The following is a 10,731-nucleotide window of genomic DNA, read 5'->3' on the forward strand; positions in this document are numbered from 1 at the left end:
CGCATGAGCACGATTTTCGGCATTCCCACCCCCGCCCTCTACGGGCAGATTCTCATCGGCCTCATCAACGGCTCCTTCTACGCCATGCTCAGCCTCGGCCTCGCCGTGATCTTCGGCCTGTTGCGGGTGATCAATTTCGCGCATGGCGCGCAGTACATGCTCGGCGCTTTCGCCGCGTATCTCCTGCTGACCTATCTGGGCATCGGCTATTGGCTGTCTCTCGTTCTCGCCCCCCTGATCGTCGGCGCGGTGGCGATCGTCATCGAGCGCTTCATGCTGCGCCGCCTTTACGGCCTGGATCCTCTCTACGGCCTTCTGCTGACATTCGGTCTGGCGCTCATTCTCGAAGGCGCCTTCCGCCACTGGTTCGGCGCTGCCGGAAAGCCCTATGCGCCTCCGGCCCAGCTCACCGGCGCACTCAATCTCGGCTTCATGTTCATGCCGATCTATCGCGGCTGGGTGGTCGTCGCCTCCCTGTTCGTGTGCATCGGCACGTGGCTGCTGATCGAGAAGACGCGGCTTGGCGCTTACCTGCGCGCGGCCACGGAAAATGCCACGCTTGTTCAGTCTTTCGGCGTGAACGTGCCGCTGCTTCTCACTCTCACCTATGGCCTAGGGGCTGCCCTTGCCGCGCTTGCGGGCGTTCTGGCTGCTCCTATCTATCAGGTCAGTCCGCTTATGGGCTCGAACCTCATCATCATCGTCTTTGCCGTGGTCGTCGTCGGTGGCATGGGGTCTATCCTCGGCGCCATCGTGACCGGCTACGTGCTCGGTGTTTTGGAAGGCCTGACAAAGGTCTTCTATCCGGAAGCCTCAAGCATTGTTATCTTTGTGATCATGGCCATCGTTCTGCTCGTCAGGCCGGCAGGTCTCTTCGGGCGGGAGGAGTAACATCATGGCTGTCGGAACTCAGTATCTCGCGGAGCAGCCCAAGCTGCGAACCACCTCGCTCGTTCTGGGCGCGGTCGCCCTCGCCGGCCTGCTCGCTGCTCCGTTCTTCCTCTATCCCGAATTCCTGATGAGCATTCTGTGCTTCGCGTTGTTCGCCTGCGCGTTCAACCTGCTCATCGGCTATGTCGGCCTTCTCTCCTTCGGCCATGCCGCCTTTTTCGGCGGCGCTGCCTATTACACCGCGCACGCGGTCAAGGTGTGGGGCTGGGAGCCGCTGACAGGTATTCTTTTCGGCGCGGCCGGTGCTGCCGCGATGGGGCTCATTATCGGCTTCATCGCCATTCGCCGCCAGGGTATCTACTTCGCCATGATCACCCTGGCTCTATCGCAGATGTTCGCCTTCATCTGCCTGCAGGTGCCTTTCACCCATGGTGAGGACGGCATTCAGGGCGTGCCGCGAGGGCATCTGCTCGGCATCGTCGATCTCAGCCAGCCCCTGGCGATGTATTATGTGACGCTTGCGATCTTCCTATTCGGTGTCTTTGCCATCTGGCGCATCGTGAACTCGCCTTTCGGCAACATTCTGAAGGCCATTCGCGAGAACGAGCGCCGCGCCGTTTCCCTTGGTTACAGGGTCGACCGCTACAAGCTCGGCGCGTTCGTCATGTCCGCCGCTCTCGCGGGCCTTGCCGGAGGCACGAAGGCAATCGTGTTCCAGTTTGCGACGCTGACCGACGTGCAATGGCAGATGTCGGGCGAGGTCATTCTCATGACCCTGCTCGGCGGCATCGGCACCATGATCGGGCCCATGGTCGGCGCGGGCCTTGTCATCGCCCTGCAGAACTATCTCGCTTCGTCCCAATTCCCTGTCACCGTTCTGATCGGCATCATCTTCGTCATATGCGTGCTGCTGTTCCGCCGGGGCATCGTGGGCGAGATTTTGGAACTCATGAAGCGCAAGCCCAAGGGCACGATCTGACGACGATACCCTTGGCTATCGATTGAGGCGTGTCATGTCCGATAGCAACACATTCGACTACGTCATCATTGGTGGAGGTTCGGCAGGCTGCGTTCTAGCGAACCGCCTCTCCAAGGATTCCACCAATTCCGTTTGCTTGCTGGAGGCTGGTGGAAAGGACAATTGGATCTGGTACCACATCCCGGTCGGCTATTTGTTCGCCATCGGCAATCCGCGCGCCGACTGGATGTTCAAGACCGAGAGCGAGCCCGGCCTCAACGGGCGCATCCTGAATTACCCACGCGGCAAGGTGCTGGGCGGCTGCTCGGCCATCAACGCCATGGTCTACATGCGTGGCCAGCGCGAGGATTACGACAACTGGCGCCAGATGGGTCTGAAGGGCTGGGGCTGGGATGATGTCAGGACAATCTTTCGTCAGCACCTCGATCATTATCTCGGCGCAGGCGAGCATCATGGGGCAGGCGGCGAATGGCGCGTCGAAGCGCCGCGCACGCGCTGGGATATTCTCGACACCTTCATTGAGGCTGCGGTTGAGGCCGGCATTCCCCGCACCAACGACTTCAATACAGGCAGCAACGAGGGTATCTCCTACTTTCACGTCAACCAGAAGAGCGGCCGCCGCTGGTCGGCGGCGCGGGGTTTTCTGAAGCCTGCTCTGTCGCGTCAAAACCTGAAGCTCGAGCTCAATGCGCATGTCACGCGCATACTTTTTGAGGGCAAGCGGGCCGTCGGCGTCGAGATTCTACAGAACGGCAGTCTAAGGCGCATTCATGCGCGCAAGGAGGTCGTTCTGTCGGCCGGCGCGGTAGCATCCCCGCAGATCCTGCAGCTCTCCGGCATTGGCGATGGCCACCTCCTGCAACAGCATGGGATCCCCGTGCTTCAGCACCTGCCGGGCGTTGGCGAGAACTTGCAGGATCATCTTCAATTGCGACCGATCTACAAAGTCCACGGTGTGCGTACGCTCAACGAGGATTACCGATCGTTTATGAAGAAGGGCTACATGGCCCTCGAATACGCCTTGTTCCGGCGCGGTCCGCTGACCATGGCGCCCTCCCAGCTGGGCGCGTTCACGCGGTCCTCTCCGGACTATGCCACCCCCAACCTTCAATTCCACATCCAGCCCCTGTCTCTCGACAAGTTCGGGGAGGACCCACATCCCTTCCCTGCTTTCACGGCGAGCGTCTGCAACTTGAGGCCCACGAGCCGCGGCAGCATCCGGATTCGCAGCGACAAAGCCGGCGATGCACCTTTCATCCGGCCCAATTACCTATCGACGCCGGAGGATCAGCAGGTTGCCGTGGATTCGCTGCACCTGGTTCGCCACATCGTCTCAATGCCATCGCTCCAGAAGTACCGGCCGGAGGAATACAAACCCGGCGCTCATCTGAAGTCGCATGACGAGCTTCTCAACGGCGCTCGAGACATCGGCACGACCATTTTCCATCCCGTGGGCACGGCGAAAATGGGCATCGAGAGCGATCCCATGGCGGTCACGGACGAACGCCTTCGGGTACGGGGCGTTGAGGGTCTTCGCGTGATCGATGCCTCCGTCATGCCGACGATCACGAGCGGCAATACCAACTCACCGACGCTTATGATTGCCGATAAGGGCGCGTCCATGATCCTTGAGGATCATGCGCGGCATGTGGAAGTCATCAGGAAATCAGCCTGAGACTGGCGTATCGCGCGCAAGAATGTCTTTGATCTTAGCTCACGCGCACCCGAGGCTAGCGTGAGCTTTGCCTCAGGCCGACATCTGCCCTTCCGCAGGCAGGTGGCTTGCCGCCCAGATGGCAGCCTGTGTTCTGTTCTTCGCGTGAATCTTGCGCAGGATTGCTTTGACGTGAACCTTGACGGTCGCCTCTGTGATGTCGAACTTGCGCGCGATCAGCTTATTTGAATCGCCGTCCATGAGGCAGCGCAAGATCACCGTTTCTCGAACGGACAGGCCCTTGGTCTGAAATTGCCCGTCAGGCACTCTCTCGTTGCTCGGAGCCTCGGCATCTCCATTCGGGCGGAGAACATGCTCGTGCAGCAACTCGAGAACGGCCGAAGGAAAGACGACCTCGCCAAGCATGACCAGATCCAAGGTCTTGACCAGAACCTCGCATGAAACAGACTTGACGAGATAAGCGTCTGCGCCGGCTTGGAAGGCAGAGATGATCTGCTTCAGGTCATACTGGTCCACCAGCATGAGCACTCGGGCGGAAGCATATTGCTCCTTGATCTGTCTAATATCGGAACACGCTTCCGCATGATTGCGCGAGCCGTCCATGATCAGGAGGAATGAAGGGGAATCCGACTCCCAACCTGTAAGTACCTCATCGAGGCTCGATGACAACGCAACAGGGTTGTACGCCGTCTCCGCCAGGATCCGTCGTAGGCCTTCACGGAGGAGCGTGTTGGATTCAACGAGGAGGGTTGGAGTTGCTTCAAGAGTCATATGGACCTGGGATGTCTCTGACGCTCGCGCCAGTTCCAGATATCGGGCTGTTCCGATGTCTCTCGTAAGCGGCACACTCTGAAGGGACGAGCCATCAAGATCGTAGGTCTTCCTCATGGGATTGCCTTTCTGGCCTTAAAGCGCGAGCACGAGAGGTAGTTCGGCACTTTCCTCTAGGGAAATTAGCTTATTCGGCGTTTCTCCACAATGGCTTGCCATTCACATCTGTTAAAAGTTTGTTAAAAAATCCCATCAAAAATAGAAATATAGTTTCAAATAACTCTGCTGAAATGGCGCCTTACTTCCAAGAAGGATACGAATAACCAGCCGTTTGTCGACTTTAGACTAAATTCGCTGCTTTATTCCGTACCATGAGGATTGGCTTTGAGTTAAAGAGCAGGCGCGATGTCTAAACAGCCTGAGGCTGAGACATATGGAAAACCTTTTTGGCCGGACTAAAATAACATAGCGCCCCTGAAAAATCCTGACCTGCCCTTAATTGATGATGAGATGCTATTTTAATCTGATTAGCGACGACGAGACGATGATCGACGAAGAAGGTGTCGAGGTAAGGGATCTGGATCAAGCATGGGCTCAGGCTCTCAAGGCCATCGCTGAATTGCGCGCGGAAGCTGATGACGAGCTTATCGATTGGGACCGTTGGCGCCTGGAGGCCACCGATTCAAGCGGCAAGGTGCTCTTCTCCCTCAAGCTCACGCACAGCCTGCATTGAGAATACACTCTACTCACGCTGACAGGCTTTTCAGAAGGCCTTCAATGCCTCGCTCTGCGCTCCCGTACCGTCATCCATCTGCATCCAGGCAGCATCCTGGCTAGTTCCAGGGAGGTGGCTGACAGCCCACATGGCCGCTTGTGTCCGGTTGGCGACACGGATCTTTCTCAGGATCGCTTTGATGTGAACCTTGACGGTCGCCTCAGCGACCTCAAGCTTGCGTGCGATGACCTTGTTAGGCGCGCCTTCCATCAGACATTGCAGGATTTCGGCCTCTCGGCTGGACAATGTTCTAATCACGGAATCCTTGCCCTCGACGAGACGCTCTGCCTGCGCGAGAGACATGGCAATCGGGACATTCTCCTTGCGCATGACGATCGCCCCGCCGGAAGGCGACATGGCATTAAGGAAGGCCGCGGACGGGAAGACCATCTCGCCTAGCATCACAAGGTCCAGATACTTGATCAGTGCTTCACACCCTGTCGTCGCGAGGCAATATCCATCTGCTCCGGCTTGAAGCGAGAGCTTCATCCCTTCAAGGTCGAATCCGTCTGCGAGAATGACGACACGCGCATTGGCATGCTGCACCTTCAGATCCCTGACGATGTTGCTCATTCCATTCGGGTAGAGATTGCTGTCGATGATGAAGAGGAAAGACGTACTTCCGTAAAGCTGCGGAACTGCTGCCCCGCGGCCACTCAGATCCTCGGGATGAATCTTGTATCGGGTGTTCGACAGAATGTGCTTGATTCCCTCACGGAGCATGGAATTCTTGCAGCCCAAGATCGTCGTGACCTGCAGCGCGTTTGTCATGTGAGGAAACCTTTTCGCAGAGATTACCCCCGATTATACGAACGGCTTGAATAGGAGCTACTGAGGCAAAGGGAGTATCAGTTACTGCTTAGGGGGTATCTAGAGACGCACTCTTTGCAAACTCTCGAATTCCAGAAGACTGAAGTCATTCATTTTTATGTCCGATTCAGGTTCTCTTGATGGCTGCGGCAAAGAGACAATTTGGCACGAAGATCCGCACTAGGGGCTCTCTTTTGGATAGAAAAAATCCAAGAGCTTTTTGGCTTGGGCATTGAGTGGGAGCTAGCATCTTCGGGGGGCATAAGGCCGCAACTCATTGTCGCATTACGCAATAGAAAAGCAGCCTCAGGCTTCCCGTGAGGCTGCTCTCTTTTTGCTCATCAATTCTCGAATGCTAATGCTTCCGCGGCGCTCGACGTGAAAGCATGTTCAGCCCCTCCACGAGGGCCGAGAAGGTCATGGCGGCATAGATATAACCCTTGGGCACGTGGAAGCCGAAGCCTTCTGCGATCAGCGTCATACCGATCATCAAAAGGAAGCTCAGGGCCAGCATGACGACGGTGGGGTTGGCCTGGATGAACCGCGACAGCGGGTCCGCCGCAAGAAGCATGACGGTGACAGCGGCAACCACCGCGATAACCATGATCGGCACATGCTCCGTCATGCCGACTGCAGTGATGATGCTGTCGATGGAGAATACAAGGTCGAGAATGAGAATCTGCGTGATGGCAGAGGCAAAGCTCATCCCAGCCTTCTTGCCGTCGAACATGTCGGGACCCGGATCGGGATCGACGTTGTGATGGATCTCTTTGGTCGCCTTCCAGACGAGGAAAAGGCCGCCCGCGATCAGGATGAGGTCTCGCCAGGAGAAGCCATGGCCGAAGGCCGTGAACAGCGGATCCGTCAGGCGCACGATGATGGCAATCGTTCCCAGGAGAGCCAGCCGAAGGATTAGGGCCAAGCCTATGCCGATGCGACGGGCACGTGCCTGCTGGTGTGCGGGCAGCTTGTTGGTCAGGATCGAGATGAAAATTAGATTGTCGATCCCAAGCACCACCTCCATGACGACGAGGGTCGCCAGTGCCGCCCAAGCCGTCGGATCTGCAGTTAACGCGATGATTTGTTCCATAAGCCTCTCTCGTGTGAATCTCTTCCCTTATGTTTTGTCTTGATCAAGCTTAAGCAAGAGATAGGCCTCAATTCTCATTTGCCTTTAGTGCTCCTATCAACAACTCCTGATCTCATGGAACCAAGCCCGGCAAGGAGAGCGTTCCCTTCTCGTCGGAGAGGAGGCTGGTATGAGATTACGGCTGCATTGGATGGGATACACAAGCTTGGCCTTTGGCCTATTTGCAGCAACAGCACCCGGCCATGCTCAATCGCCGCGGCCTTGGGTCGATCCTCCTCCTGAAGCCGGAGCGGCCCCATCCCGGCCTCACCCCGCCCCTGCGGCGAATGAAAGCAAACCCGCCACTCCTCAACCTGCCGGGGCCAGCGCGATTGCCAAACCGGATGTATCAGGCAAGGAACAGGCGAGGCAGACAAAAGAGGCATCCTCGCCAAGTGCTTCAACGAATACCTCGCAAAGTGTGAAGACACCGCCGCGAAAAGCTGTGGTCGAACGCCGCGAGCGGCGGCAAAACCGCTCGGCGACGGCATCTGCCAGCCGGCCAAGGCAAACGATTGAACGTCGCGAGTTCGCCGGACCAGCTCTGCAAGGCACCCGCACGGAGAGAGTCCAGCGCGGGCCGAATGCGGGCCTGCAGGTCATGACCCTCAGGACGATCGAGTTTCCGGATGGAAGACGGGTTCAGATTCTGACGTCCCCGCGCCCTGAAGCCATGTCGCGCCTCACCGAAGCTCCTTACTAGAGCTTAAAGGCAAACTCCGGTTCCCCCGGCAGTGCCCGACACTATGCCAGGGCAGCCTGTCTGATCCCTTGAGAGAATGAGGCGAGATCAGCATCGTCCTGGGATGTGAGCCTGCGCTTCAAGCTGGTCAGCAGATCCCCGATCTGATCTTCCGGGAGAGCGCCCGAGAACAGGAAGCCCTGCATCTCGCTGCATCCCGTCTGTGACAGAAAGAGCTTCTGGTCTTCCGTCTCGACGCCTTCTGCGGTGACCGTCAGGCCCATGGCACGGCAAAGAGTGACTATGGCGGTTACAATCGCCATGGACTCATCCTGCTGCCCCAGATGCTGGATGAAGGAGCGGTCGATCTTGATCTTGTCGACTTCGAAGCGACGGAGATAGCTGAGACTGGAATAGCCGGTTCCGAAATCATCCAGCGCGATCTTGAATCCTTCCTGCCTCAAAGTCTTCAACGCAGAATGGGATAGGTCGCTGTCTCCGAGCAAAAGACTCTCGGTAATCTCGAACTCAATGCGGCGAGGATCGGCTCCAGCCTCATGCACGATATCGATAAGTTGCCGGGCGAGATCCCCCGTGCGGAACTGAATGGGCGAGAGGTTGACGGCAATCGTCAGGTCCGGCCAACGCTTTGATGCGACGCATGCCTGACGCAGCACCCATTCCCCCAAGGGTGAAATAAGACCGGTTTCTTCCGCGATGGGGATGAACTGATGCGGCGCAATCATGCCGCGGGTTGGATGATGCCATCGCACGAGCGCTTCGAGACCGATGATGGATTGCCCATCCACGTCGACTTGCGGCTGATAGAACAATCGCAGATCGCTTCCCGTGACGAGGGCGGCGCGCAGTTCCTCCTCGATCGTGCTTCGCACCTTTACCGCCTCGTCCATGACAGCCGTAAAAATGCGGTAGGAGTTTCTGCCTTCGGATTTGGCCTGGTAGAGAGCGATATCGGCCTTGCGCATAAGATCCACGCGCTCCAAACCGGCTTCGGGCGCCAAAGCGACACCGATGCTCACACCGACGAAGGCTTGCTTGCCAGAGATTTCGAAAGGTTTGTGAACCGCATCGAGAATGCGCGCACAGATCCTCTCCACATCCTCACGCTCACCGATGCCCGCCAGTACGACGGCGAACTCATCGCCTCCAAGACGGGCGATCGTGTCGCTGCCGCGAAGCAGCAGCGACAGTCTTTGTCCGAATTCGCGGACGACGCAGTCGCCTGCCTGGTGTCCTAATGTGTCGTTTACATGCTTGAAGCGATCGAGATCGAGCATGAGGATGGCCAGCTTGTCCTGGGGGCCGGCACCCGCAAGGGTATGATCAAGCCGCTCATCAAACATAGCGCGATTGGGAAGGCCCGTCAGAACATCATGGAAGGCCAGATGATGAGCTTGCGCCTCGCTCGCGCGTAATTCCATGACAGCCTTTCTCAGCTTCGACATCGAACGCCGGAGCGAGCGGGCAAGAAGAGCCATGACGCAGATAAGCAGCGCGCAAACGGCAATGATGCTCGGGCCGAACGTGCGCAGGATCGTCGTTCCCGGCAGCTCGGGCTTCCATATGAAGTAACCGATGTGCTTTCCTTCATCCGATCGAAGAGGAACCCCAACCTCGTTCTCGCCCGGCTCATTGGTCAGCGAGAAACGCAATCTCTCAATGAGATTCTGCTCGGCCAGATGAGTGAGGAAGTTGCCATCGAGAAAGCGCACACTGACAAGGAGGAATTCGCTGCCTGGGACCTGAATGAGATCATCGTCTTCAGGGACGATCTTCATTGCGCTGACAGCTGCGGGTCTTCCCAAGAGCTTCAGCAGGCGCGTGTCATGCAAGGCCCTGCCGCTCTTCAGGTAAGCGCCAGGAGCGAAATGACTGGAGCTATTCTGGCGCGTCTGTCCTGCATCGTTGCGAAGCCCTCGAATGAGCTCTTGAAAACTCGTTCGCACTTCCTCGAACGCATCAAGAGACACGCGGGTGCCATCGATGACGACATCGACAGGTTGATCCTGCGGATTCAGGATGTAGGTCCTGTCCTGATCGAAGGTCAGATGCAGCCAGCCGCCAATATTGGCGTGGATCCATTTCTCGTCGAGAGGGTGCTGATTAAGCTGTCGGACCGTGTCATTCCAGACGGCGACCATCTCCTGCTGTTTGGCCAATTCACCGAGAACCGCGCGGATACTGCGCTCGGTCATGCGTTGCTGGCGCTGTATCGAGAACTCATCGCTTTGCCGGACAGACCACGCCAAGGCAAGCGCTGCCAGCGCGAGGGCCGCCGCCGTGCTCAAAGCGACGGGCAGCAAGACCCGCATGGAGAACCGCCAGTTGAGCTGGTCTAGGGAAGAGAATCTGGGCAAGAGTTCAGCGCCTCAAAAAATGGCACGCATCGCAGTCGTGAATATATATTACATTATTTCATTTCTTGGAAAAAGCGAAGCCGTTTCGCGTCGAAATTGCCGTGCCTCGGCACATTTGCCATTAAAAGCTTCTGCCTGCCTTTCGCGATGCGCCGACACTACCCGTTTCTTACTCCCATTGCTCTCCTTGACAGGCATGTTCGCCCGGCGGAGCCTTCACCTTCGTGAAAGCAGACGGGAGGGTGCGATGCCCAGAAGCGTGAAGGACTTGCTGGCGGAGGCCAATGCGGCCGTTACCCGGCTGTCGCCAAGTGAGGCCAAGGAGAAAATACGCTCGGGCAACGTGCTTGTGGTGGATGTCCGCGACCCGACGGAAGCCCAGCAGACCGGGCGGATCAAGGACGCAATCAATGTCTCACGCGGCATGCTGGAGTTTCGGGCCGATCCTGAGAGTCAGTATCACGATCCCGCCTTCCAGAAGGACAAAACCATCCTCCTACATTGCGCCTCAGGCGGCCGCTCTGCTCTCGCCGGAAAGACCCTAAAGGACATGGGCTATACCGCTGTGTTCAACATCGGCGGCTTCAAGGAACTCGCGGAAGCAGGCATCGATACCGAGCCCGCATGAGATTGATTGCTTA

The 10,731-nt window shown here is 57.5% G+C and carries 9 protein-coding genes; 5 read left to right on the plus strand and 4 right to left on the minus strand.

The window, feature by feature from the left end:
• Positions 1-3: 3 nt before the first annotated feature.
• The 3 genes from MHY87_RS03420 to MHY87_RS03430 are packed head-to-tail and all read left to right on the plus strand — an operon-like array spanning position 4 to position 3,545.
• Complete coding sequence (locus tag MHY87_RS03420) at positions 4-891, plus strand: branched-chain amino acid ABC transporter permease (RefSeq protein WP_239349376.1); 888 nt, start codon at positions 4-6, stop codon at positions 889-891.
• A gap of 4 nt (positions 892-895) precedes the next feature.
• Positions 896-1,870, plus strand: coding sequence for a branched-chain amino acid ABC transporter permease (locus tag MHY87_RS03425; protein ID WP_239349378.1), 975 nt, complete (start codon positions 896-898; stop codon positions 1,868-1,870).
• A 34-nt stretch (positions 1,871-1,904) separates the two neighbouring features.
• Positions 1,905-3,545, plus strand: a complete 1,641-nt coding sequence (locus MHY87_RS03430; protein ID WP_239349380.1) for a GMC family oxidoreductase — start codon at positions 1,905-1,907, stop codon at positions 3,543-3,545.
• A gap of 72 nt (positions 3,546-3,617) precedes the next feature.
• Here the strand turns inward: MHY87_RS03430 and MHY87_RS03435 are convergent, their stop codons facing one another.
• Positions 3,618-4,316, minus strand: coding sequence for a response regulator transcription factor (locus MHY87_RS03435; RefSeq protein ID WP_239349382.1), 699 nt, complete (start codon positions 4,314-4,316; stop codon positions 3,618-3,620).
• A 544-nt stretch (positions 4,317-4,860) separates the two neighbouring features.
• Here MHY87_RS03435 and MHY87_RS03440 point away from each other — a divergent pair.
• The gene (locus tag MHY87_RS03440) at positions 4,861-5,049 is read left to right on the plus strand and encodes a hypothetical protein (RefSeq protein ID WP_239349384.1); all 189 of its coding nucleotides are present in this window, start codon (positions 4,861-4,863) and stop codon (positions 5,047-5,049) included.
• A gap of 30 nt (positions 5,050-5,079) precedes the next feature.
• Here the strand turns inward: MHY87_RS03440 and MHY87_RS03445 are convergent, their stop codons facing one another.
• The 3 genes from MHY87_RS03445 to MHY87_RS03455 all read right to left on the minus strand — a co-directional run bounded on the left by MHY87_RS03445 (position 5,080) and on the right by MHY87_RS03455 (position 10,045).
• Positions 5,080-5,862, minus strand: coding sequence for a response regulator transcription factor (locus MHY87_RS03445; protein WP_239349386.1), 783 nt, complete (start codon positions 5,860-5,862; stop codon positions 5,080-5,082).
• Between the two features lie 394 nt (positions 5,863-6,256).
• The gene (locus MHY87_RS03450; protein ID WP_239349388.1) at positions 6,257-6,991 is read right to left on the minus strand and encodes a TerC family protein; all 735 of its coding nucleotides are present in this window, start codon (positions 6,989-6,991) and stop codon (positions 6,257-6,259) included.
• A 783-nt stretch (positions 6,992-7,774) separates the two neighbouring features.
• The gene (locus MHY87_RS03455; protein ID WP_239349390.1) at positions 7,775-10,045 is read right to left on the minus strand and encodes a bifunctional diguanylate cyclase/phosphodiesterase; all 2,271 of its coding nucleotides are present in this window, start codon (positions 10,043-10,045) and stop codon (positions 7,775-7,777) included.
• Between the two features lie 292 nt (positions 10,046-10,337).
• On the opposite strand from MHY87_RS03455, the gene MHY87_RS03460 reads away from it, so the two are divergent.
• Positions 10,338-10,718: a rhodanese-like domain-containing protein gene (locus tag MHY87_RS03460; RefSeq protein ID WP_239349392.1), complete on the plus strand. Its 381-nt coding sequence runs from the start codon at positions 10,338-10,340 to the stop codon at positions 10,716-10,718.
• Positions 10,719-10,731 lie beyond the last annotated feature (13 nt).

The sequence above is a fragment of the Microvirga sp. ACRRW genome (assembly GCF_022346925.1).
Taxonomy (GTDB): domain Bacteria; phylum Pseudomonadota; class Alphaproteobacteria; order Rhizobiales; family Beijerinckiaceae; genus Microvirga.

Coding starts and splice junctions, on each gene's coding strand:
- MHY87_RS03420 (WP_239349376.1), top strand. CDS start 4: ATGAGCACGATTTTCGGCATTCCCACCCCCGCCCTCTACGGGCAGATT.
- MHY87_RS03425 (WP_239349378.1), top strand. CDS start 896: ATGGCTGTCGGAACTCAGTATCTCGCGGAGCAGCCCAAGCTGCGAACC.
- MHY87_RS03430 (WP_239349380.1), top strand. CDS start 1,905: ATGTCCGATAGCAACACATTCGACTACGTCATCATTGGTGGAGGTTCG.
- MHY87_RS03435 (WP_239349382.1), bottom strand. CDS start 4,316: ATGACTCTTGAAGCAACTCCAACCCTCCTCGTTGAATCCAACACGCTC.
- MHY87_RS03440 (WP_239349384.1), top strand. CDS start 4,861: ATGATCGACGAAGAAGGTGTCGAGGTAAGGGATCTGGATCAAGCATGG.
- MHY87_RS03445 (WP_239349386.1), bottom strand. CDS start 5,862: ATGACAAACGCGCTGCAGGTCACGACGATCTTGGGCTGCAAGAATTCC.
- MHY87_RS03450 (WP_239349388.1), bottom strand. CDS start 6,991: ATGGAACAAATCATCGCGTTAACTGCAGATCCGACGGCTTGGGCGGCA.
- MHY87_RS03455 (WP_239349390.1), bottom strand. CDS start 10,045: ATGCGGGTCTTGCTGCCCGTCGCTTTGAGCACGGCGGCGGCCCTCGCG.
- MHY87_RS03460 (WP_239349392.1), top strand. CDS start 10,338: ATGCCCAGAAGCGTGAAGGACTTGCTGGCGGAGGCCAATGCGGCCGTT.